Origin of the sequence: Xenophilus sp. (assembly GCF_044462705.1) — a bacterium.
Taxonomy (GTDB): Bacteria; Pseudomonadota; Gammaproteobacteria; order Burkholderiales; family Burkholderiaceae_C; genus Xenophilus; species Xenophilus azovorans.
This window is the reverse complement of record NZ_JBIQNC010000078.1, coordinates 1-20,090: the sequence shown is the minus strand read 5'-3', so window position 1 is coordinate 20,090 and position 20,090 is coordinate 1. Positions and strand designations below refer to the sequence as shown.

Here is a 20,090-nt window from a genome sequence, read left to right as displayed (position 1 = left end):
CATCAGCACCGTGGCGCCGAAGAACAGGGCCAGCCCCACCGCGCCGACGGTGAACCAGTTCGTGCGGCCCGGCGCCGCGTCGGCGGGCAGGCCGGGGTTGTGGCGGGCGTTCCACTTCTCGGGCGCCATCAGGCCGTAGATGATGGCCGTCAGCGCGCAGCCGGCGAAGGTGAAGCCGACGAAGGGGATCAGTACCCAGCTCGCCTGGTCGTCCAGCCCGTACATGCGCGCGCGCTCGATGCCGTACAGGCCCAGCGCGGTCGGGATCGGCAGCAGCCAGCCCAGCCAGTCGCCCAGGCCGTGCAGGTAGAAGCGGTGCAGGCCCAGCGGCCCGCCCAGGAAGGCCAGCCAGGCGGCGACTGTCTTGCTGCGCGGCCGGGGCCGCGCAGCGGCGGCGGCGGCCGTCATCGCGGCGCCTCGCCGGTGCCACGGCGCTGGCGGCAGGCAGGAGGAACGGGGGTGGCGGTGGCGGCGACGTGCTCGTCGCGGCGCGGGCGGAAACGCTGCTGCATGAAGTGGGGAAAGGGCGGGCTATAATGGAAGGCTTTCCAGCGTGTCGCTGGCCGGGTGGCCAAGTCGCGTGTCTCAACGCTGGGGGAACATCGGCGCGTTCCGGAAAGCCCGTTTTCACCGGGGCGCCACTCCACCCGAAGGATAAATCATGGTCGTGATCCGACTCTCGCGCGGCGGCTCCAAGCATCGCCCGTTCTTCAACATCGTCGTGGCCGACAAGCGCACCCGCCGCGACGGCCGCTTCATCGAGCGCCTGGGTTTCTACAACCCGGCCGCCAAGGGCGGTGAGGAAAGCATCCGCGTCGCCCAGGACCGCCTGAGCTACTGGCAGGGCGTCGGCGCCCAGGCCTCGCCCACCGTCGCGCGCCTGATCAAGCAGGCCGCCGCCGCGGCTCCCCAGGCCGCCGCCTGATTGCGCCCGCCGGCGCCCTGAGCGTCCGAACCCAGGCGATGCTGCCCACGCTCGAAGCCGCCGCCCTGCCGGCGGACGCCATCGAGGTAGGGCGCATCCTCGACGCCTGGGGCGTCAAGGGCTGGTTCAAGGTCCTTCCCCACAGCGCCCAGCCCGAGGCGCTTTTTTCTTCCCGCCGCTGGTTCCTGGTGCCGCCCGGCGCCGGCCAGGACGCACCCACCCAGGCCTTCCGCCTGCCGGTGCGCGAGGCGCGCGAGCACGCCGACAGCATCGTTGCCGCCTCGCCGGAGGTGCCCGACCGCACCGCCGCCGAGGCCCTGCGCGGCGCGCGCGTGTTCGTGCCGCGCTCCAGCTTCCCCACGCCCGCCGAGGACGAGTACTACTGGGTCGACCTGATCGGCCTGCCGGTGGTCAACCGCGAGGGTGTGCCGCTGGGCACGGTGCGCGAGCTGCTGGCCACCGGCCCGCAGACCACGCTGGTGCTCGACGCCGAGCAGGACGGCAAGGCCGTGGAGCGCATGATCCCCTTCGTCTCCGCCTTCGTCGACAAGGTGGACCTCGAAGGCCGCCTCATCACCGTCGACTGGCAACCGGACTACTGATGCTCGGAGCGATGCCATGCGCTTCGACGTCCTGACGCTGTTTCCCGAACTGTTCGCGCCCTTCCTCGAAAGCGGCGTGACGCGCCGCGCCTATGCGTCGGGGCAGGTGCAGGTGGTGCTGTGGAACCCGCGCGACTTCGCGCAGGGCAACTACCGCCGCGTCGACGACCGGCCCTTCGGCGGCGGCCCCGGCATGGTGATGATGGCCGAGCCGCTGGCCGCCTGCCTGGACGCGGCGCTGACCGACCGCGGCGAACCGCAGGCGCCGGTGGTGCTGTTCTCGCCCGTCGGCGAGCGCCTCTCGCACGCCGTGGCCCAGCGCTGGGCCGGCGATGCCGAGGGCGCCGTGCTGGTGTGCGGCCGCTACGAGGGCCTGGACCAGCGCTTCATCGACCAGTGCGTCACCCACCAGATCAGCCTGGGCGACTTCGTGCTCTCGGGCGGCGAGGTCGCGGCGATGGCGCTGCTGGACGCCGTGGCGCGCCTGCAGCCCGGCGTGCTGGGCGACGAGGCCGGCCATGCGCAGGACAGCTTCAACCCGGCCCTGGACGGGCTGCTGGACTGCCCGCACTACACCCGGCCCGAGGTCTGGCGCGGGCAGGGCGTGCCGGCGCCGCTGCTGTCGGGCCACCACGCGCAGATCGAGCGCTGGCGGCGCGACCAGCGCCTGGCGATCACCGCCGAGCGCCGGCCGGACCTGATCGACGCCGCGCGCGCCGCCGGCCGGCTGGACAAGGCCGACGAGATACTGCTGGCAAAAAAGCTATAATCAAAGGCTTTTCCGATCCTCTGCCCGGCCGCGGCACCGCCTGCTCGTTGCAGCACCGCCGCCTTTCACGTGTAGCGCGGGCACGATCGCATGCAGGAAGCCATGAACCTCATCCAAACCCTCGAGCAAGAGGAAATCGCCCGCCTGGGCAAGAAGATCCCCGCGTTCGCCCCCGGCGACACCGTGATCGTCAGCGTCAACGTCGTCGAAGGCAGCCGCAAGCGCGTGCAGGCCTACGAGGGCGTGGTGATCGCCAAGCGCAACCGCGGCCTGAACAGCGCCTTCACCGTGCGCAAGATCTCCAGTGGCGAAGGCGTCGAGCGCACCTTCCAGACCTACAGCCCGCTGATCGCCGGCATCGAGGTCAAGCGCCGCGGCGACGTCCGCCGCGCCAAGCTGTACTACCTGCGCGAGCGCAGTGGCCGTTCCGCCCGCATCAAGGAAAAGCTGCCCGGCAAGTCGTCCGGCGCCGCTGCCGCCGCAGCCGCCGAATAAAGGCTGCGCGCCCCGATGCGCGATGCACAGGCCGCCTCCGGGCGGCCTTTTTGCTTTCCGGCGCACACGGCGCCGCGCTTTCCGTGATTTTTGCCGGGAACCGCCGTTCATCCCGCAGGTCGTTCAAATCGTTATATCTTCATCAGCAGTTCGAAAGCCCCCATTGACCACCGCCTCGCACGCCGCCCCCGAAGTGATCAACGTCCTGCCGCCGATGGCGCCGGTCGTCGATCCGCGCGCCGTGCCGGTGTCCAGGGTGGACAGCGACCTGCCCGCGGTCGACCCGCGGCGCCTCGTGGCCGACGCCCTGCGCGAGCGCTTCGCCCACCCGCCGGCGTGGACGCCCGAACTGCGGCGCGAGCCGCGCATGACCGAGCGCGCGCCGGCCCAGGCCGCCGTGCTGGTGCCCATCGTGCAGCGGGCCGAGCCGACCGTGCTGCTGACCGAGCGGGCCACGCGCATGTCCACCCACTCCGGGCAGATCGCCTTCCCGGGCGGGCGGGTGGACCCCGAGGACGCGAACGTGGCCGCCGCCGCCCTGCGCGAGGCGTGGGAGGAGGTGGGCCTGTCCGCCGGCTTCATCGAGGTGCTGGGCCAGTTGCCCACCTACACCACCGTCACCGCCTTCGTCGTCACGCCGGTGGTGGCGCTGGTCGAGCCGGGCTTCCGGCTGCGGCCCAACCCCGGCGAGGTGGCCGACGTGTTCGAGGTGCCGCTGGCCTTCCTGATGGACCCGGCGCACCACCGCCGCCACCAGATGGAGGAGGGCCCGAACGCCCGCCACTGGTTCTCCATGCCCTACCAGGACGGCCCGCACGAGCGCTACGTGTGGGGCGCGACGGCCGGCATGCTGCGCAACCTCTACCGCTTCCTCAGCGCCTGAACACCGCCCGGGGTTGGCGGGCACGCCCGCCTATCATCCAGGGATGAGCTTCTTCGCCATCCTGTGTGCGCTGCTGATCGAGCAGGTGCGCCCGCTTGGCCTCAACAACCCCGTGTACGGCGCCGTGCTGGCCTGGACCCGCTGGACCAGCCGCAACTTCGACGCGGGCAGGCCGCACCACGGCTGGGTGGCATGGACGCTGGCGGTGGGCGTGCCCACCCTGCTGGCGCTGGGCATCCACTGGGCGCTGCTGCACTTCGCGGGCCTGCCCTTCGCCGTGCTCTGGAGCGTGGCGGTGCTCTACGTCACGCTGGGCTTCCGGCAGTTCAGCCATCACTTCACCGGCATCCGCGATGCGCTGGACATCGGCGACGAGGCGCTGGCGCGCTCGCTGCTGGCGCACTGGAAGCAGGTGGACGCCGCCGACCTGCCGCGCAGCGAGATCGTGCGCCACGTGATCGAGTACTCCGTCATCGCCGCGCACCGGCACGTGTTCGGCGTGCTGGCCTGGTTCTCGGTGCTGGCGGCCATCGGGCTGGGGCCGGCGGGCGCGGTGTTCTACCGCATGAGCGAGTTCGTGGCGCGCTACTGGGCGCACAAGAGCCACGCCTCGGTGCAGCCGGCCAGCGAGTCGGTGCAGCAGGCCTCGGCCCGCGCCTGGGGCGCGATCGACTGGCTGCCGGCGCGCATCACCGCGCTCGGCTTCGCGGTGGTCGGCAGCTTCGAGGACGCGATCGACTGCTGGCGCAACGACGCGCGCCGCTTCCCGCATCCCAACGACGGCGTGATCCTCGCCGCCACCTCGGGCGCACTCAACGTGCGCCTGGGCGGCGGGCAGCTGCGCTCCATGCCGCTGCCCGAGACGCTGCCGCAGGCGCAGGCCGGCGAGTCCGGCGGCGCGGCGGCCGCCCTGCCCAGCGGCAGCACGCCGGGGCGCGAGCCGCAGCCGGCGCACCTGCGCAGCGTGGTGGGGCTGGTCTGGCGCTCGGTCGTGATGTGGATGGTGCTGCTGGCTTTGTTGACCCTTGCACGCCTGCTCGGTTGACCTCTTTTTGCCGTGAACGCTGAATCCCCTTTCTGGAGCCCCGGCGTCGCCGGCCTGGAGCCCTACGTGCCCGGCGAGCAGCCGCGCATCCCCGGGCTGGTCAAGCTCAACACCAACGAGCATCCGCTGCCGCCGTCGGCGCATGTCACGCAGGCCATCGCCCGGGCGGCGCACGAGGGGCTGGAGCGCTATCCCGACCCGGAATCCACCGCCCTGCGCGAGGCGCTGGCCGCGCGGCTGGGGCTGGCGCCGATGCAGGTCTTCGTCGGCAACGGCTCGGACGAGGTGCTGGGGCATGCCTTCTTCGCCTTCTTCCGCCGCGCCGAGCCGCTGCTGTTCCCCGACGTGACCTACAGCTTCTACCGCGTGTGGGCGCAGCTCTACGGCATCCCGGCCGAGACGGTGCCGGTGGACGCCGGCCTGCGCATCGACGTGGAGGCGCTGGCCGCGCGCGCGGCGCAGGGCTGCGGCGGTATCGTCGTCGCCAACCCCAACGCGCCGACCGGCATCGGCCTGCCGCTGGCGGCCGTCGAGCGGCTGCTGGCCGCGGCGCCGCAGCGCGTGCTGCTGGTGGACGAGGCCTACGTGGACTTCGGCGGCGAGAGCGCCGTGGGCCTGATCGCGCGGCATCCCAACCTGCTGGTGGTGCAGACGATGTCCAAGTCGCGCTCGCTGGCCGGGCTGCGGGTGGGCTTCGCGCTGGGGCAGGCGCCGCTGGTCGAGGCGCTGAACCGCGTCAAGAACAGCTTCAACTCGTACCCGCTCGACCGGCTGGCACAGGCCGGCGCGCTGGCCTCGCTGGAGGACGAGGCGGCCTTCCGCCGCGGCTGCCGCGAGGTGATGGACACGCGTGAGGGCCTGGCGCTGCAGCTCGAGGACCTGGGCTTCGAGGTGCTGCCCTCGCAGGCCAACTTCGTCTTCGCCCGGCATCCTCGGCGCGATGCGGCGGCGCTGGCCGCCGCGCTGCGCGAGCGGGCGGTGCTGGTGCGCCACTTCCGCCAGCCGCGCATCGATGCCTGGCTGCGCATCAGCATCGGCACGCGGGACCAGTGCAGCGCGCTGGTCGCCGCGCTGCAGGCCGTCCTGGCCGCCTGATCAATACCGCTCGGGGGCGCTCAACTCGGCGAACAGCTCGCCGTAGATCCGGTGGCGGGCGGCGCTGATGTCGCCGGCCGGCTCCACCTGCGCCCGCACGCCGCAGCCCGGCTCGTGCAGGTGGGTGCAGTTGTAGAAGCGGCACTCGCCCGCGTGCTCGGCGATGTCGGGCATCAGCGCCGCCAGTCGCGTGGGCTCGATGTGGCGCAGGCCGAATTCCTGGAAACCCGGCGAGTCGATGAGCGCCGTGCCGCGCGCTTCGTCCACCCAGTACCAGGTGGTCGTGGTGGTGGTGTGCCGGCCGCTGTTGAGGGCCTGCGAGATCTCGCCCGTGAGCGCCGCCGCGCCGGGCACCAGCAGGTTGATGAGCGTGCTCTTGCCCGCGCCCGAGGGGCCGAGCACCAGCGTGGTGTGCCCCTGCAGCCGGCGCATCAGCGCCTCGCGGTCGACCTCGCCCGAGGCCGCCAGCGACAGCGGCATCACGCCGTAGTGCATGCGGCGGTAGGCCGCCAGCCGCGCCCAGGCGCGCTCGAAGGGTTCCACCAGGTCGCTCTTGTTGAGCGCGATGATGGGCCGGATGTGTTCCGCCTCGGCCGCGATCAGCGCGCGGGCGAGCTGCTGCTCGGAGAACTCGGGCTCGGCCGCCAGCAGGATCAGCACCTGGTCGAGGTTGGCGGCGAAGGACTTGGTGCGAACTTCGTCCTGCCGGTAGAACAGGTTGCGCCGCGCCTGCACGCGCTCGATGGTGCCCTCGTCCTCGCTGGGCCGCCACAGCACGCGGTCGCCGACCACCGCCTGGCTCTTCTTGCCGCGCGGATGGCAGATGCGGCGCTCGCCGTCGGGCGTCTCGACGATGCAGTGCCGGCCGTGGCTGGCGACGACCAGCCCCTCGCGCAGCGTGGGATCCGATGCCGCCGGCGCCGCGCCGCGCTTGCCCATCAGGCGTTCACCGCAGCGGCATGAGCAGCGCGTCGGCCCGGCGCGCGCAGTCCAGGTCGGTGACCGAGATGCCGCCCACATCGTGCGTGGAAAAGCGCACCACGCAGCGGTTGTAGTGCACCGACAGGTCGGGGTGGTGGTCTTCGCGGTGGGCGATCAGGGCCAGCGCGTTCACGAAGGCGATGGTCTCGAAGTAGTCGGCGAAGCGGTAGGTCTTCTCGATCGCGACGTCGGCGCCGTCGCCGCGCAGCGACCAGCCTTCCAGCTTGGCCAGGCCGGCGACGACCTCGCTGGGTTTCAGCGCCTTGCGGGCCACGCCCTTCCAGTCGCGGATGGTCAGCATGCTGTCGCTCATGGCGGGTTCCTTGAGAAGGGTTTTCAGGCGCCCATGCGGGCCAGGCGCTCGCTGGCCGGCGGGTGCGAGTAGTAGAACCTCACGTACACCGGGTCGGGGGTGAGGGTGGAGGCATTGTCCTGGTAGAGCTTGAGCAGCGCCGCCGAGAGGTCGCGCCCGCTGGTCTGCGCGATCGCGAAGGCGTCGGCCTCGAACTCGTCGCGGCGCGACAGCTGCGCCATCAGCGGGGCGACGAACCAGCCGAACACCGGCACGGCGAGCATGAACAGCACCAGCGCGAGCGCGTCGTTGGCGCCGGCCATCGACGGCTGCACGCCCAGCCCGGTGTAGAACCAGACCTGCCCCGACACCCAGCCCAGCAGCGCGAAGCCGGCCAGGCCCAGCAGCGCCATCAGCGCCATGCGCTTGAGGATGTGGCGGTGGCGGAAGTGGCCCAGCTCGTGCGCCAGCACGGCCTCGACCTCGCCGGGGGCGAGCTGCTGCAGCAGCGTGTCGAAGAACACCACCCGCTTGGCCGCGCCGAAGCCGGTGAAGTAGGCGTTGGCGTGCGCGCTGCGGCGGCTGCCGTCCATGACGAACAGGCCCTTGGCGACGAAGCCGCAGCGGGCCATCAGCGCGTTGACGCGCTCCTTGAGCGAGGCGTCGGCCAGCGGCTCGAACTTGTTGAACAGGGGCGCGATCCAGGTGGGCACGATGAACTGCAGCAGCGCCGTCCACAGCACCAGCGCGCCCCAGGCCCACAGCCACCACAGCGTGCCGGCCGCACCCATCAGCCACAGCACCAGCGCCGCCAGCGGCAGCCCGAGCGCCGCGCCCAGCAGCAGGCCCCGCACGGCGTCGGCCAGCCACAGCTTCCAGGTCATGCGGTTGAAGCCGAAGCGCTGCTCCAGGCGGAAGGTCTGCCACAGGGTGAAGGGCAGCTCCAGCAGGCTGCCGGCGAGGCTGAAGGCGGCCAGCAGGGCGAGCTGCTGTACCAGGCCCGGGCCCATCCCCTCCAGCAGCAGCCGGTTGAGCAGGTCCAGCCCGCCCAGCAGCGTCCAGCCCAGCAGCACGGCCGCGCCCCAGGCCATCTCCAGCAGGCCGAAGCGGGCCTTGGCGATGGTGTAGTCGGCCGCCCGGCGGTGCGCCGCCAGGCCGATGCTGCGGTCGAAGGGAGGTGGCACGGCGTCGCGGTGGCGCGCCACGTGGCGGATCTGGCGGCTGGCCAGCCAGAACCGCACGGCCAGGCTCAGGACCAGCATGGCCGAGAAGGCGAGGGTGAAGGCGAGCGAGGCGTTCATGGGGGATGCCGAGTGTAGTGGCGGCCCCGCGGCCCGAAACGCGTCGTGGACAATGCGCCGATGCCCGATACCTCCATTGCCTCCGCCCCCGCCGAACTGCGCAAGAGCGACCAGAACCTGGTCTGGCTGGACTGCGAGATGAGCGGCCTGGACCCCGAGAAGGAACGCCTGCTGGAGATCGCCGTCGTCGTCACCGGCCCCGACCTGGCGCCGCGCATCGAGGGCCCGGTGCTGGTCATCCACCAGAGCGAGGCCGTGCTGGACGGCATGGACGCCTGGAACAAGGGCACGCACGGGCGCAGCGGCCTGATCGACAAGGTGCGCGCCTCCACGCTCGACGAGGCTGCGGCCGAGCAGCAACTGCTGGACTTCATCGCCCGCTACGTGCCGAAGCACGGCTCGCCCATGTGCGGCAACACCATCGGGCAGGACCGGCGCTTCCTGGTCAAGTACATGCCGAAGCTGGAGGCGTACTTCCACTACCGCAACCTGGACGTCAGCACCCTCAAGGAGCTGGCGCGGCGCTGGAAGCCGGCCGCCTACGCCGCCTTCAAGAAGCAGCAGGCCCACACCGCGCTGGCCGACGTGCACGAGTCCATCGACGAGCTGGTGCACTACCGCAGCACCTTCCTGCGCCTGTGAAACAGACACCCCCAGTCTCCGCGGACTTCGTTCCGTTTCGCCAACCCCCTCAAGGGGGCACACCCGACGGCCCGGCCAAGCCGGTTCCGTGGGTGTTCCCGCATGGCCTGCTCCGCGGCCGTCGGTTCTGCGGCGCTCGGTACGCCGCCGGCGGTGCGTGATGCAGTGACGGTCGATGCCCGGCAGCGTCGCGCGGCTGCGGTCTAATGCGGCCATGCCGCCTGCCATCCACCCGCTGCTCGCCACCGCCCACGCCCTCGCCGATGCCGCCGCGCGGCAGTCGATGGCCTATTTCCGCCAGCCGCTGGAGATCGTCACCAAGGCCGACGACAGCCCCGTCACGCTGGCCGACCGCGCGGCCGAGCAGGCGATGCGCGACGTGCTCGCCGCGCAGGCGCCCGAGGACGGCATCTACGGCGAGGAGCACGGCCAGCAGCGCCTGGATGCCGGGCGCGTGTGGGTGCTCGACCCGATCGACGGCACGCGCAGCTTCATCACCGGCTCGCCGCTGTGGGGCACGCTGATCGCCGCGTTCTCGGGCGGGCGCGTCGAGCTGGGCATGATCGACATGCCGGTGCTGGGCGAGCGCTGGATCGGCCAGGACGGCGTGGCCATGCGCAACGGCCAGCCGGTGCGCGTGCGCGGCTGCACGCGACTGGCCGAGGCGCGCATCGTCACCACCTCGCCCGACATCTTCGCGCCGGCCGACTGGGCCGTCTTCGACGCCTTGAGCCGCCGGTGCGCGATGCGCCGCTTCGGTGGCGACTGCTACGGCTACGCGCAACTGGCGGGTGGCACGATCGACCTGGTCGTGGAGACCGGCCTGCAGCCCTACGACTACCTCGGCCCGGCCGGCGTCATCGAAGCCGCGGGCGGCGTGATCACCGACTGGGAGGGCCGCCCGCTGGGCCTGCAGCCCGACTGCCGCGTGGTCGCCGCCGCCACGCCCGAGCTGCACCGCGCGGCGCTGGCGGTGCTGCAGGCCCAGTGAGCTTGCATGCTGCGCTGGCTGCTCGTCGTCGTCGTGGCCCTGCTGCTGATGCAGGGCCTCACGGGCTGGCTGCGCAAGCTGGGCTTCGGCCGGCTGCCGGGCGACTTCGAGTTCCGCGCCTTCGGGCGCATCTGGCAACTGCCGATCGCCAGCACGGTGGCGCTGAGCCTGCTGGCGGCGCTGGTCGCGCGGTTGTTGTGAAGCCCTTGCACTCCGGAGCACGATGAAAGCCTGCGTCGACATCGGCGGCACCAAGGTCGCCGTCAGCCTGGCCGAAGACGGCCGGAAGGAACTCCAGGCCCGCCAGGCCGAGCCGACCGCCAAGGAGGGCGCGCCCGACGCCGTCGCGCAGCAGGTCATGCGCCTGATCGACGCGGCCTGCGCGCAGCTCGGCGTGCCGGCCGCGTCGGTGGACGGCGTGGGCGTGTCGGCGGCGGGCCCCTTCATCCTCGACGCCGGCGGCGCCGTCGAACTCGCCACGCCCAACATCTGCGGCGGCCTGGCCGGCCCGGCCCGCGGGCTGCCCAACGACTGGACCAGCGCCGTCATCGAGGCGCCGCTGCGCCGCCGCTACGGCCGCGTGCGGGTGGAGAACGACGCCGTCTCCGCGCTGGAGGCCGAGCGCCGCTGGGGCGCGCTGCAGGGGCTGGACCACTGCGCCTACGTCACCTGGAGCACCGGCGTGGGCGTCGGCCTGTGCGTGGACGGTCGCACCCTGCGCGGCAAGGGCGGCAACGCCGGCCATGCGGGCCACAGCTTCGTCGCCGACGACGACAACCAGCACGCGCTGTGCGGCTGCGGCAACGTGGGCGACGTGGAGGGCCTGGTGGCGGGCAACGCCATCGAGCGCCGCTTCGGCATGCCGGCCGCGCAGCTCTTCGGCGCGGCGCGGGCCGGCGACGCGCGTGCCCTCGGGATCACCGACGGCCTGGTGCGCGTGATGGGCCGCCTGCTCTACAACCTGGTCGTCACGCTCGACCTGCAGCGCGTGAGCCTCGGCGGCAGCGTGTTCCTGCACAACCGCGACCTCCTGCTGCCGCGCCTGCAGGCGCAGATCGACGGCCGGCTGCCGGCGCTGACGCAGGGCGTGCGCCTGGCCGCCGCCGGCCTGGGCGAGCAGGTCGGCGACTACGCGGCACTCGCGCTGGTGGCCTGAGGGCGCACCCGCGCGGCCGGCTCGGCGGCGCGGCCCGGCATCCGCGCCAGCCGCTCCGAGGCGATGCCGCCGAGCCGCCGCAGCCCGGCCTCGATCGCGTCGGACCACGGCCAGCCGCAGTTGATGCGCAGGTAGTGGTCGAAGCGCGCGCCGTTGGAGAACAGCGTGCCCGGCGCCACCAGGATGTGCTCGCGCAGCGCCGCGTCGAACACCGCCATCGACGGCAGGCGCCCGGGCAGCTCCACCCAGAGCTGCAGCCCGCCGGGCGGCAGGTTGATGCGCGTGCCGGCCGGGAAGTGCTGCGCGATGGCGTCGGCCGTGCGCTCGCGCTGGGTGCGCAGCCGCTCGCGCAGCCGGCGCAGGTGGCGGTCGTAGGCGCCGGTGGCCATGAAGCGGCCGGCCGCCGTCTGCGACAGCTCCTCGTTGCTGCGCGTCTGCGCGTACTTGAGCATCTCCACCCGCGCGTGCCAGCGGCCGGCATGGATCCAGCCCAGCCGCAGGCCCGGCGCCAGCACCTTGTGCAGCGAGGCGCAGTGGATGACGTTGCCCGTGGCGTCGAAGGACTTCAGCGCGCGCGGCGGCGCCTCGGCGTCGAGCAGCTCGCTGTAGGTGTCGTCCTCGATCAGCGCGATGCCGTGGCGCTCGCACAGCGCCGCCAGCCGCGCCTTGTGCGCGTCGGGCATCACGCTGCCCAGGGGGTTCTGCAGGTGCGGCACCACCACCACCGCCTTGATGTCGCGGTAGGCGTCGATGGCCAGCTCCAGCGCCTCGACCGACAGGCCGGTCTGCGGGCTGGTGGGGATCTCCAGTGCGCGCATGCCCAGGCTCTCGAGCACTTGCAGCAGGCCGTAGAAGGTGGGCGACTCCACCGCCACCGTGTCGCCCGGCTGCGCCACGGCGCGCAGCGCGAGGTTCAGCGCCTCGATGCAGCCGTTGGTGGGCAGCACCTCCTCGGGCGCCAGCGTCATGCCCACCCGCACCGCGCGCTGCGCCACCGCCTCGCGGAAGGGCGTGCGGTTGCGCGAGGGTGCGGCCAGCGTCAGCATCTCGGGCCGGCGCCGCAGCGCTTGGCCGATGGCGGCGCGCAGCGCCTCGGCCGGGTACAGCGCAGGCGCGCCGCGGGCGATGGAGAAGTCCAGCCGGACCTCGTTGTAGCGGCGGCGGGCGACGAAGTCCGACACCTTCTCGTGGATGCCGACGAACTGCGCCGGGTCGGGCGCGCGGTCGGCGGCGGGCTCGTCCATCGGCGTGGTCTGCAGGCGGCGCGGGCGCCGCACGAAGTAGCCGGAACGCTCGCGCGCCTCGGCCCAGCCCTCGGCCTCCAGCGTGCGGCACACCTGCAGCGCGGTGGACAGGCTCACGCCGTGCAGCTTCATCAGCTCGCGCAGCGAGGGCAGCCGGTCACCCGGGCCGAGCGAGCCGGCCCGCACCGCGGCCAGGTAGTGCTGGGCGATCTGGCGGTAGCGCGGCGGCGTGTGCATGGAGCGATGGTGCGCCGGGCAGGCCGGCCGGCACAGATGCAGTTGGACGCAAAACGACCATAACAGAGGCCGTGCGCGGCCCGCTGTTGCGGCACACGAAGGCATCGCGTGTGCCTGTTCCGCACGGCAGGCCGTTCCTAGGATGAAGCCATCCGCAGACCTCGCCAGGAGCGCACCATGAGCCCCCATCCCTGTCCCCCCGACCGGCCCCTGGCCGCCGGCCAGTCGCTGCAACTGGCGGTCGATGCCGGCACCGCCGTGTTCGCGGCGCAGGGGCGCCTGCGCATCGACGAGCCGCCGCGCTGGCTGGCGGAGGTGGCCGTGCCGGTCGGCCGCAGCCTGGACGAGGGCGAGGGCTGGGTGGTCGAACGGGCGGGCTGGATCACCGTGCGCGCGCTGGGCGGCGCGGCGGCCCGGCTGCGGTGCGTGCCGGCCGGCACGGGCGGCCGCGGGTGGCGGCTGGCGCTGCCCCGCGCCCTGCACGGATGGTTCCGGCCCGCCGGCTGAGTCCGCGCCGGTTCAGAGGAACATGCCGCCCGACACCTCGATGCGCTGGCCCGTCATCCAGCCGTTGTCGGGCCGCAGCAGCGCGGCGACGGCGGCGCCGATGTCGTCCGGCAGCCCGGCGCGGCCCTGCGCCGTGACGGAGGCGACGAAGGCGTTGAGCTGCGCGTTGTCGCGCACCGCGCCGCCGCCGAAGTCGGTCTCGATCGCACCCGGGGCGATGGCGTTGACCGCGATGCGGCGCGCGCCCAGTTCGCGCGCCTGGTAGCGCGTCAGCACCTCGATGGCGCCCTTCATCGATGCGTAGGCCGCATAGCCGGGCAGCGAGAAGCGCGCCAATCCGGACGAGACGTTCAGGATGCGCCCGCCGTCGGCGATCAGCGGCAGCAGCGCCTGCGTGAGGAAGAACGGCCCCTTCAGGTGCACGGCCACCAGTTCGTCGAACTGCGCCTCGGTCGTCTCGGCGAAGGCCGCGTGCACGCCGATGCCGGCGTTGTTGACGAGGTAGTCGAACTGCGTGCGCTGCCAGGTGCCGGCCAGGGCCTGCTTCAGCGCCGCGGCGAAGTCACCGAACCCGCGGGGCTGCGACACGTCCAGCGGCAGGGCGGCGGCGCGCCGGCCCAGGGCCTCGATCTCCTGCACCACTGCCTGTGCTTCGGATGCACTGCTGCGGTACGTGAGCACGATGTCGACGCCGGCCCGGGCCAGGTGCAGCGCGGCGTTGCGGCCGAGCCCGCGGCTGCCGCCGGTGATGAGTGCGATGGGGGTGGTGGTCATGGTGCGTCTGCCTTTCCGAGAAGAAGAGTGGGTTGGAATGGACTTTATGGAGGAACAATCAATGGATAAATACAGAGAAAATCGCTTCACTGTTCAAAAAAAATTGACAAACTGATGGACCTCGACGCGCTGCGCATCTACCTCCTGGTGGCCGAGGCGGCCAGCTTCACCCGCGCGGCCGAGCGCCTGGGGCTGACGCGGGCGCGCGTGTCCACCGTCGTCCAGCAGCTCGAGGCGGAATTGGGCACGCGCCTGCTGCAGCGCACGACGCGCAGCGTGCGCGTGACGCCCGACGGCCAGCTCTTCGCCGAGCGCGCGCAGGCGCTGGTGGGCGACGCCGACGAACTGCAGGCGCTGTTCCAGCGCCAGCCGGCGGCGCTGCGGGGGCGGCTGCGGGTGGACATGCCGGGCCAGCTGTCGAGCCAGGTGCTCGTCCCGCGCCTGCCGGAGTTCGTCGCGGCGCATCCGCAGATCGAGATCGAGCTCAGCAGCACCGACCGCCGGGTCGACCTGGTGCACGAGGGCTTCGACTGCGTGATCCGCGCCGGCGCGCTGCGCGAGTCGGGGCTGGTGGCGCGGCCGCTGGGCGAGCTGGTGCAGATCAACGTCGCCAGCCCCGCCTACCTGGCCGCCTTCGGCACGCCGCGCTCGCTGGAGGACCTGGCGCACCACCGGCTGGTGCGCTACTCGTCCACGCTGGGCGGCGCCGCGACGGGCTGGGAGTACGTGGAAGGCGGCGAGCAGCGGATGCTGCCGATGGCCGCCGTGCTCACCGTCAACAACACCTTCGCCTACGAGTCGGCCTGCCTGGCGGGGCTGGGCCTGATCCAGGCGCCGGCGCTGGGCCTGCGCGGGATGATCGAGGCCGGCCGGCTGGTCGAGGTGCTGCCGGACCTGCGCCCCGAACCGCTGCCCGTGACGCTGCTCTATGCCCACCGGCGCCAGGTGGCGCGGCGGGTGCAGGCTTTCATGGACTGGGTGGCCGGGGTGATGGAGGAGGTGCTGGCGCGCTGAGGGCGCCTGTGCCGCGTGCCTAGCTCACGCGCGGCGCCGAGTTCAGCGCCTCGAGGAAGCTCCTGCGCCACCAGTGCACGTCCTGTTCGCGGATGCGCTGCAGCAGCTTGCGGTGACGCGCCTGCCGCTCGGGCAGGGGCATCTGCAGCGCCTGCTGCACCGTCTCGGCGGTGGCGTGGATGTCGTAGGGGTTGACCAGCAGCGCTTCCCTGAGCTGCTCGGCCGCCCCGGCGAAGCGCGACAGCACCAGCACGCCGGGGTCTTCGGGATCCTGCGCTGCGACGAATTCCTTGGCCACCAGGTTCATGCCGTCGCGCAGCGGCGTCACCAGACCCACGGCCGCGGCGCGGCACAGGCCCGGCACGCGCCGGCGCGCCACCATGCGATGGATGTAGCGCACCGGCATCCAGTCCAGTTCGCCATAGTCGCCGTTGATCGCGCCGCACAGCGACTCCAGCTCGCGCCGGATGGCGCCGTAGGCGTTCACGTCCTCGCGCGTGGGCGAGGCGATCTGGATCAGCGTGGCGCTGCGCCGGTTTTCCGGGTAGTTGGCCAGCAGTTCGCGGAAGGCGCGCACCCGTTGCGGGATGCCCTTGGAATAGTCGAGGCGGTCGATGCCCAGCAGCAGGCGGCGCTTGCTGTACTCGCCCTTCATCGTCTCGTACATGTCCTGCGCATCCCTGGCCCGCGTCAGCGCCTCGAACTCGTCGACATCGATGCCGATGGGAAAGGCGCTTGCGCGCACCGTCTGGCCCCAGCCGCGGAACAGGTCGTTGCCCAGGGACTCGCCCGTGGCCTCGTTGAACACGTAGCGCTCGAAGTGCTGCACGTCCTGCTGGGCCTGGAAGCCGACCAGGTCGTAGGCGAACAGCGAGCGCATCAGCCACTCGTGCTGCGGAATGGCCGCCATGATGATCTGCGGCGGCAGCGGGATGTGCAGGAAGAAGCCGATGCGCTGGCGGCAGCCCATGGCGCGCAGTTCGGCCGCCAGCGGGATGAGGTGGTAGTCGTGCACCCAGAGGATGTCGTCCTCCTGCAGCAGCGGCAGCAGCTTGCGCGCGAACAGCTGGTTCACGCGGCGGTAGCCGTCGATGAAGGCGGCCTCGAAGTCCGCCAGGTCCAGCCGGTCGTGGAACACCGGCCACAGCACCTTGTTGCTGTAGCCCAGGTAGTAGCTGTCGTGGTCCTCGCGGGAGAGGTCCAGCATGGCCAGCGTCACCTTGCCGGCCTGCTGGCGGTGCACCTCGCCCTCGCCGGTGGGCCCGTCCTCCACGATGCGGCCGCTCCAGCCGAACCACAGGCCGCCGCTTTGCTGCAGCGATTCGCCCACCGCCACGGCCAGGCCGCCGGCGGCGGGTTTGCGGGGATCGGCGACGCGGTTGGAAATGACGACGAGACGAGGCATGGGCGGTGGGGATGATGAGTTCAGCGGACGGCCTGGGCGGCGAGGTGGTCGCGCAGCGTGCGCAGCCAGCCGTGCACGGCGGTCGTGCCGGCCAGCCGGTGCTCCGCCTGCGTGGGGCCCTGGCCGACCTTGATGCCGATGCCGCCGGGGCGCGACTGCACGATGGCGAAGCCGGTCTCGTCGGTCGTGTCGTCGCCGGCGAAGACGGGCACGCGGCCCTGGAACGGCGCTTCCTCCAGGAAGGCGTCGATGGCCAGGCCCTTGTTGACGCCGGCCGGCTTGACCTCGACCACGCGCTTGCCGTGCAGCAGCTCGAAGTGCGGGTCGCTGCCGATCACCTCGGCCATCGTGTCCAGGCACAGCGGCCCGAGGTCCGGGGCCAGCCGGTAGTGCAGCGCGATGGCCGCGTGCTTGCGCTCGACCAGGAGGCCCGTGTGACGCGCGGCCAGCGCATTGGCGGCCTCCAGCACGACGGCCAGGTCCGGGGGCGTGCGCTCCTGCAGGCGGCCCTGCGCGTCGCGCCGCTGCACGCCGTGCTCGCCGGCGGCAGGCAGGCGCAGGGGCGCCAGGAAGCGGTCGAGCACGTCGATCTGGCGGCCGGAGACGATGGCCAGCGCGCCGTCCAGCCGCTCGTGCAGCTCGATGAGCAGCGGCACCAGGCCGGGCGCCACCTCGATCGCCTCGGGCGTCTCGGCGATGGCCACCAGCGTGCCGTCGAAATCCAGGAAGAGGGCCGGGTCGCGGTCCGGCAGGGGGGGCGGGGGCAGTTGCATGTCGCGTTTCACCTTAACACGCTGAAACGCGCGGCTGCGTCGGCGGATGCCGCCAATGCGGCGTGGGCGCGCACGCCGCTCAGCGCGGCGGCGCCTCGCCGGCGGCCGCGGCCACCGCCTCGACCCGCGTCGCATGAATCGCCGCACCGACCTGCGGCCCGCGCGCGCCGCGCTCCATCGCCCGGCGCGACACCGTGCCCGTGTCCACGCCGCGCGCGGCGGCCAGCACCGCCAGCAGCCGCTCGCGCTGCGGATAGGGCTGCGCCTCCAGCCCGAGGCGCCCGCGCGCGTCGCATTCGCAGGCCAGCAGTGCATCGGCAAAACGCTGCGGCTTGCGGAAGGCATCGCAGCGCTCCAGCAGCCGCACCAGCGCCGCCGGCCCGAAGCCGGCGCTGCGGTGGATGTTGCCGTGCTCGCGCGCCACCACCTCGGCCAGCTCGCGGATCTCGGTGGGCACGCGCCAGCGTTCGCACAGGCCGGCCAGCAGATCGGCGCTGCGCTGCTCGTGGCCGATGTGCCGCGGCAGCGCCTCGGCCGGCGTGGTGCCCTTGCCGAGGTCGTGCGTCAGGCAGGCGAAGCGCACCGCCAGCGGCGCCTGCAGCCGCGCGCTCATGTCCAGCACCATCATCAGGTGCGCGCCGGTGTCGACCTCGGGGTGGTGCTGCTCGGGCTGCGGCACGCCCCACAGGCGCTCCACCTCCGGCAGCAGCACGGCCAGCGCGCCGCATTCGCGCAGCACCTCGAACATGCGCGAGGGCTTCGCCTCCATCAGCCCGCGCGCCAGCTCCTGCCAGACGCGCTCGGGCACCAGCGCGTCGGCCTCGCCGGCGGCGACCATGGCGCGCATCAGCGCCATCGTTTCCGGCGCCACGGCGAAGTCGTGGAAACGCGCGGCGAAGCGCGCCAGCCGCAGGATGCGGACCGGGTCCTCGCGGAAGGCGTCGGTCACGTGGCGCAGCACCTTGTCCTGCAGGTCGCGCCGGCCGTGGAAGGGGTCGATCAGCGCGTCGATGGGCAGCGGGCGCACGTCGGCCTGCGCGGCGGGCAGTGCCATGGCGTTGATGCTCAGGTCGCGCCGCGCGAGGTCTTCCTCCAGCGTCACTTCCGGCGCGGCGTGCACGACGAAGCCGCGGTAGCCCGGCGCGCTCTTGCGCTCGGTGCGGGCCAGGGCGTATTCCTCGCGCGTGTCGGGATGCAGGAAGACCGGGAAGTCCCGCCCTACGGGCAGAAAGCCCGCGTCGAGCATCTGCTGCACCGTGGCGCCGACGACCACCCAGTCGCGGTCGCTGCCCGGCCGGCCGAGCAGCGCGTCGCGGATGGCGCCGCCCACGAGGTAGTTCTCCATGCCGTCAGTTTAGGCGGCGGTGCGCCGGCCCGCGGCGCATGCGGGCCGTTCAGCCGCGCGACGTGCGGTACGGCTCGTCGAAGGCGACGAAGTCGTGCTCGGACAGCGCCTGGTCGATCCAGGCGCGCACGCCGGGCAGGGCCAGCAGGCGGTCGATGTAGGCCTGCGCCGCCTCGGGCACCGGCAGCCCGTAGGTGCGGATGCGGGTGGCCACTGGCGCGTAGAAGGCGTCGGCGATGCTGAACTCGCCGAAGAGCATCGGGCCGCCGTGCGCGGCCAGGCATTCGCTCCACATGCTGCCGATGCGCTGCAGGTCGCTGCGCACGCCGGCCTGCTCGGCCACCAGGCGCTGGCCGACCTCGCGCAGGTCGGCCTCGATGTTCATGGTGCAGTGGCTGCGCAGCGCGGTGAAGCCGGCGTGCATCTCGGCGCTGATGCTGCGCGCGCGTGCCCGGGCGGCGGCATCGCGCGGCCACAGCGCGCGCTCGGGGAAGCGCTCGGCCAGGTATTCGGCGATGGCCATCGTGTCCCACACGGCCAGGTCGCCGTCGACCAGCACGGGCACCGTACCGGCCGGGTTGATCGCGCCCACGGTGGCCTTGAAGTGCGAGTCCGGGCCGAAGGAGTCGAAGCGCACCATCACCTCCTCGAAGGGGATGCCGGCCTGCGTCATCAGCACCCAGGGGCGCATGGACCAGGACGAGTAGTTCTTGTTGCCGATGTAGAGCTTCAATGCGGACATGCGTTCGTTCTCCTTGCTGAGCCGGCCATGCTAGCCGCGGCCGGCTGCGCCGTTGATGCCGGATGCGGCGGCGATTGATGCGCGCGGCGGCGGCTCAGCGCGGCGGCGGCTCGTCCGGCGTGGCGATCACCTTCTTCGCGGCGACGTCCTGCGCCCGGCGCGGGCCGGCCAGCCGCTCGACCAGGCTCACCAGGTGCGGCACCAGCTGCAGCACGACCAGCGCCAGCAGCGCGCTGAGCACCGCCGTCACCTCGCGCCCCAGGCCGCAGGCCATGCCGATGGCGGCCGTCATCCACAGGCCGGCGGCGGTGGTCAGGCCCTGCACCTGCGCTTCGTCCCTGCCCTGCTTGAGGATGGTGCCCGCGCACAGGAAGCCCACGCCGGCCACCAGGCCCTGGATCACGCGGCTCATGTCGGCCGGCACGATGCCGCTTTGCTGCGGCACCAGCACGAACAGCGCCGAGCCGATGGCCACCAGCATGTGCGTGCGCACGCCGGCCGCCTTGCCCTGCTGCTCGCGCTCGAAGCCGAGCACGAAGCCCAGCACGGCGGCCAGCAGCAGCCGCACCAGGATGCGCACCAGCTGTTCCAGGTCGGGCACGTCGGAGAACTCGGCGGCCACCGTGTCGGCCAGGCGGGTGCTCCAGTCGGATGAGGCCATGGGGCTGCGTGCGTCGGGTGGGGGCTGGGAGGGGCTGCGGCACTGTAGACCGCCGCCCGCCGTGCCGCTGTAGGCGCAGGCCGCCGGTTCAGTGGGGCGCCGGCGGCGGTGGCGCGGCGGCCGGCTGGCCGGGCGGCGGCAGCGCGGCGGGCAGCGGCGCGCCGGCCGCTGCGCTGCCGGCAGTGCACGCAGCGCCTCGATCGCGCGTGCC

The 20,090-nt window shown here is 72.7% G+C and carries 24 protein-coding genes; 13 read left to right on the top strand and 11 right to left on the bottom strand.

Annotation, left to right across the window (positions count from 1 at the left end; all coding sequences use genetic code 11):
- The coding region (locus ACIY1X_RS13425) for an NINE protein (RefSeq protein WP_399681119.1) at positions 1-408 on the bottom strand (408 nt) is incomplete at its 3' end.
- Between the two features lie 253 nt (positions 409-661).
- On the opposite strand from ACIY1X_RS13425, the gene rpsP reads away from it, so the two are divergent.
- The 7 genes from rpsP to hisC all read left to right on the top strand — a co-directional run bounded on the left by rpsP (position 662) and on the right by hisC (position 5,814).
- Positions 662-925 carry a 30S ribosomal protein S16 gene (rpsP, locus tag ACIY1X_RS13420; RefSeq protein WP_038217815.1) on the top strand — a complete coding sequence of 88 codons (264 nt, stop codon included), beginning with the start codon at positions 662-664 and terminating at the stop codon, positions 923-925.
- Positions 926-963: 38 nt separating this feature from the next.
- A complete protein-coding gene (gene rimM, locus ACIY1X_RS13415) occupies positions 964-1,527 on the top strand; it encodes a ribosome maturation factor RimM (RefSeq protein WP_038217817.1) in 564 nt (187 codons plus the stop codon).
- Between the two features lie 16 nt (positions 1,528-1,543).
- Positions 1,544-2,296 carry a tRNA (guanosine(37)-N1)-methyltransferase TrmD gene (gene trmD / locus ACIY1X_RS13410; RefSeq protein WP_038217827.1) on the top strand — a complete coding sequence of 251 codons (753 nt, stop codon included), beginning with the start codon at positions 1,544-1,546 and terminating at the stop codon, positions 2,294-2,296.
- Between the two features lie 102 nt (positions 2,297-2,398).
- Positions 2,399-2,791 (top strand): 50S ribosomal protein L19, encoded by a 393-nt coding sequence (gene rplS / locus ACIY1X_RS13405; RefSeq protein ID WP_038217830.1) that lies wholly within the window; start codon positions 2,399-2,401, stop codon positions 2,789-2,791.
- A 214-nt stretch (positions 2,792-3,005) separates the two neighbouring features.
- Complete coding sequence (locus ACIY1X_RS13400; protein WP_051954097.1) at positions 3,006-3,674, top strand: CoA pyrophosphatase; 669 nt, start codon at positions 3,006-3,008, stop codon at positions 3,672-3,674.
- Positions 3,675-3,717: 43 nt separating this feature from the next.
- Positions 3,718-4,719, top strand: coding sequence for a CobD/CbiB family protein (locus ACIY1X_RS13395; RefSeq protein WP_038217836.1), 1,002 nt, complete (start codon positions 3,718-3,720; stop codon positions 4,717-4,719).
- A 12-nt stretch (positions 4,720-4,731) separates the two neighbouring features.
- Complete coding sequence (hisC, locus tag ACIY1X_RS13390) at positions 4,732-5,814, top strand: histidinol-phosphate transaminase (RefSeq protein WP_038217839.1); 1,083 nt, start codon at positions 4,732-4,734, stop codon at positions 5,812-5,814.
- Here hisC and rsgA read toward each other — a convergent pair whose 3' ends face one another.
- From rsgA to ACIY1X_RS13375, 3 genes are read right to left on the bottom strand one after another with little or no spacing between them, the layout of a single operon-like run.
- Positions 5,815-6,753 carry a ribosome small subunit-dependent GTPase A gene (rsgA, locus tag ACIY1X_RS13385; RefSeq protein WP_038217842.1) on the bottom strand — a complete coding sequence of 313 codons (939 nt, stop codon included), beginning with the start codon at positions 6,751-6,753 and terminating at the stop codon, positions 5,815-5,817.
- A 7-nt stretch (positions 6,754-6,760) separates the two neighbouring features.
- Entirely contained in the window at positions 6,761-7,108 is a 348-nt protein-coding gene (locus ACIY1X_RS13380; protein ID WP_038217844.1) for a 4a-hydroxytetrahydrobiopterin dehydratase, read from the bottom strand.
- A 23-nt stretch (positions 7,109-7,131) separates the two neighbouring features.
- Positions 7,132-8,388 carry a M48 family metallopeptidase gene (locus tag ACIY1X_RS13375; RefSeq protein WP_038217847.1) on the bottom strand — a complete coding sequence of 419 codons (1,257 nt, stop codon included), beginning with the start codon at positions 8,386-8,388 and terminating at the stop codon, positions 7,132-7,134.
- 60 nt (positions 8,389-8,448) lie between these two features.
- On the opposite strand from ACIY1X_RS13375, the gene orn reads away from it, so the two are divergent.
- The 4 genes from orn (at position 8,449) to ACIY1X_RS13355 (ending at position 11,177) form a co-directional block, all read left to right on the top strand.
- Entirely contained in the window at positions 8,449-9,030 is a 582-nt protein-coding gene (gene orn / locus ACIY1X_RS13370) for an oligoribonuclease (protein ID WP_038217850.1), read from the top strand.
- A gap of 214 nt (positions 9,031-9,244) precedes the next feature.
- Positions 9,245-10,021, top strand: a complete 777-nt coding sequence (gene hisN / locus ACIY1X_RS13365) for a histidinol-phosphatase (RefSeq protein ID WP_038217853.1) — start codon at positions 9,245-9,247, stop codon at positions 10,019-10,021.
- Positions 10,022-10,027: 6 nt separating this feature from the next.
- Positions 10,028-10,222, top strand: a complete 195-nt coding sequence (locus ACIY1X_RS13360) for a DUF2905 family protein (protein WP_038217856.1) — start codon at positions 10,028-10,030, stop codon at positions 10,220-10,222.
- 22 nt (positions 10,223-10,244) lie between these two features.
- Positions 10,245-11,177 (top strand): ROK family protein, encoded by a 933-nt coding sequence (locus tag ACIY1X_RS13355; RefSeq protein ID WP_038217871.1) that lies wholly within the window; start codon positions 10,245-10,247, stop codon positions 11,175-11,177.
- Here ACIY1X_RS13355 and ACIY1X_RS13350 read toward each other — a convergent pair.
- Complete coding sequence (locus ACIY1X_RS13350; protein ID WP_051954090.1) at positions 11,150-12,658, bottom strand: PLP-dependent aminotransferase family protein; 1,509 nt, start codon at positions 12,656-12,658, stop codon at positions 11,150-11,152. The genes ACIY1X_RS13355 and ACIY1X_RS13350 overlap by 28 nt on opposite strands.
- 177 nt (positions 12,659-12,835) lie before the next feature.
- Here ACIY1X_RS13350 and ACIY1X_RS13345 point away from each other — a divergent pair, with 177 nt between their 5' ends.
- Positions 12,836-13,165 carry a hypothetical protein gene (locus ACIY1X_RS13345; protein ID WP_399681108.1) on the top strand — a complete coding sequence of 110 codons (330 nt, stop codon included), beginning with the start codon at positions 12,836-12,838 and terminating at the stop codon, positions 13,163-13,165.
- A 12-nt stretch (positions 13,166-13,177) separates the two neighbouring features.
- On the opposite strand, the gene ACIY1X_RS13340 is transcribed toward ACIY1X_RS13345, so the two are convergent.
- Positions 13,178-13,939, bottom strand: a complete 762-nt coding sequence (locus tag ACIY1X_RS13340; protein WP_399681105.1) for an SDR family NAD(P)-dependent oxidoreductase — start codon at positions 13,937-13,939, stop codon at positions 13,178-13,180.
- A 114-nt stretch (positions 13,940-14,053) separates the two neighbouring features.
- Between ACIY1X_RS13340 and ACIY1X_RS13335 the strand changes: the two genes are divergently transcribed.
- A complete protein-coding gene (locus ACIY1X_RS13335) occupies positions 14,054-14,953 on the top strand; it encodes a LysR family transcriptional regulator (RefSeq protein WP_038217886.1) in 900 nt (299 codons plus the stop codon).
- A gap of 19 nt (positions 14,954-14,972) precedes the next feature.
- Here the strand turns inward: ACIY1X_RS13335 and otsA are convergent, their stop codons facing one another.
- From otsA to ACIY1X_RS13310, 5 genes are all read right to left on the bottom strand, one after another.
- Positions 14,973-16,358 carry an alpha,alpha-trehalose-phosphate synthase (UDP-forming) gene (gene otsA / locus ACIY1X_RS13330; RefSeq protein ID WP_038217888.1) on the bottom strand — a complete coding sequence of 462 codons (1,386 nt, stop codon included), beginning with the start codon at positions 16,356-16,358 and terminating at the stop codon, positions 14,973-14,975.
- A gap of 20 nt (positions 16,359-16,378) precedes the next feature.
- Complete coding sequence (otsB, locus tag ACIY1X_RS13325) at positions 16,379-17,131, bottom strand: trehalose-phosphatase (RefSeq protein WP_038217890.1); 753 nt, start codon at positions 17,129-17,131, stop codon at positions 16,379-16,381.
- A gap of 79 nt (positions 17,132-17,210) precedes the next feature.
- Positions 17,211-18,476, bottom strand: a complete 1,266-nt coding sequence (locus tag ACIY1X_RS13320; protein WP_038217893.1) for a multifunctional CCA addition/repair protein — start codon at positions 18,474-18,476, stop codon at positions 17,211-17,213.
- 49 nt (positions 18,477-18,525) lie between these two features.
- Positions 18,526-19,218, bottom strand: a complete 693-nt coding sequence (locus tag ACIY1X_RS13315; protein WP_038217907.1) for a glutathione S-transferase family protein — start codon at positions 19,216-19,218, stop codon at positions 18,526-18,528.
- Between the two features lie 94 nt (positions 19,219-19,312).
- The gene (locus ACIY1X_RS13310; protein ID WP_038217912.1) at positions 19,313-19,879 is read right to left on the bottom strand and encodes an MgtC/SapB family protein; all 567 of its coding nucleotides are present in this window, start codon (positions 19,877-19,879) and stop codon (positions 19,313-19,315) included.
- Positions 19,880-20,090 lie beyond the last annotated feature (211 nt).

Bases quoted from the DNA above. Each gene is read 5' to 3' on its own strand.
- rpsP (WP_038217815.1), top strand. From the start codon at position 662: ATGGTCGTGATCCGACTCTCGCGCGGCGGCTCCAAGCATCGCCCGTTC.
- rimM (WP_038217817.1), top strand. From the start codon at position 964: ATGCTGCCCACGCTCGAAGCCGCCGCCCTGCCGGCGGACGCCATCGAG.
- trmD (WP_038217827.1), top strand. From the start codon at position 1,544: ATGCGCTTCGACGTCCTGACGCTGTTTCCCGAACTGTTCGCGCCCTTC.
- rplS (WP_038217830.1), top strand. From the start codon at position 2,399: ATGAACCTCATCCAAACCCTCGAGCAAGAGGAAATCGCCCGCCTGGGC.
- ACIY1X_RS13400 (WP_051954097.1), top strand. From the start codon at position 3,006: ATGGCGCCGGTCGTCGATCCGCGCGCCGTGCCGGTGTCCAGGGTGGAC.
- ACIY1X_RS13395 (WP_038217836.1), top strand. From the start codon at position 3,718: ATGAGCTTCTTCGCCATCCTGTGTGCGCTGCTGATCGAGCAGGTGCGC.
- rsgA (WP_038217842.1), bottom strand. From the start codon at position 6,753: ATGGGCAAGCGCGGCGCGGCGCCGGCGGCATCGGATCCCACGCTGCGC.
- ACIY1X_RS13380 (WP_038217844.1), bottom strand. From the start codon at position 7,108: ATGAGCGACAGCATGCTGACCATCCGCGACTGGAAGGGCGTGGCCCGC.
- ACIY1X_RS13375 (WP_038217847.1), bottom strand. From the start codon at position 8,388: ATGAACGCCTCGCTCGCCTTCACCCTCGCCTTCTCGGCCATGCTGGTC.
- orn (WP_038217850.1), top strand. From the start codon at position 8,449: ATGCCCGATACCTCCATTGCCTCCGCCCCCGCCGAACTGCGCAAGAGC.
- hisN (WP_038217853.1), top strand. From the start codon at position 9,245: ATGCCGCCTGCCATCCACCCGCTGCTCGCCACCGCCCACGCCCTCGCC.
- ACIY1X_RS13360 (WP_038217856.1), top strand. From the start codon at position 10,028: ATGCTGCGCTGGCTGCTCGTCGTCGTCGTGGCCCTGCTGCTGATGCAG.
- ACIY1X_RS13355 (WP_038217871.1), top strand. From the start codon at position 10,245: ATGAAAGCCTGCGTCGACATCGGCGGCACCAAGGTCGCCGTCAGCCTG.
- ACIY1X_RS13350 (WP_051954090.1), bottom strand. From the start codon at position 12,658: ATGCACACGCCGCCGCGCTACCGCCAGATCGCCCAGCACTACCTGGCC.
- ACIY1X_RS13345 (WP_399681108.1), top strand. From the start codon at position 12,836: ATGAGCCCCCATCCCTGTCCCCCCGACCGGCCCCTGGCCGCCGGCCAG.
- ACIY1X_RS13340 (WP_399681105.1), bottom strand. From the start codon at position 13,939: ATGACCACCACCCCCATCGCACTCATCACCGGCGGCAGCCGCGGGCTC.
- ACIY1X_RS13335 (WP_038217886.1), top strand. From the start codon at position 14,054: ATGGACCTCGACGCGCTGCGCATCTACCTCCTGGTGGCCGAGGCGGCC.
- otsA (WP_038217888.1), bottom strand. From the start codon at position 16,358: ATGCCTCGTCTCGTCGTCATTTCCAACCGCGTCGCCGATCCCCGCAAA.
- otsB (WP_038217890.1), bottom strand. From the start codon at position 17,131: ATGCAACTGCCCCCGCCCCCCCTGCCGGACCGCGACCCGGCCCTCTTC.
- ACIY1X_RS13320 (WP_038217893.1), bottom strand. From the start codon at position 18,476: ATGGAGAACTACCTCGTGGGCGGCGCCATCCGCGACGCGCTGCTCGGC.
- ACIY1X_RS13315 (WP_038217907.1), bottom strand. From the start codon at position 19,218: ATGTCCGCATTGAAGCTCTACATCGGCAACAAGAACTACTCGTCCTGG.
- ACIY1X_RS13310 (WP_038217912.1), bottom strand. From the start codon at position 19,879: ATGGCCTCATCCGACTGGAGCACCCGCCTGGCCGACACGGTGGCCGCC.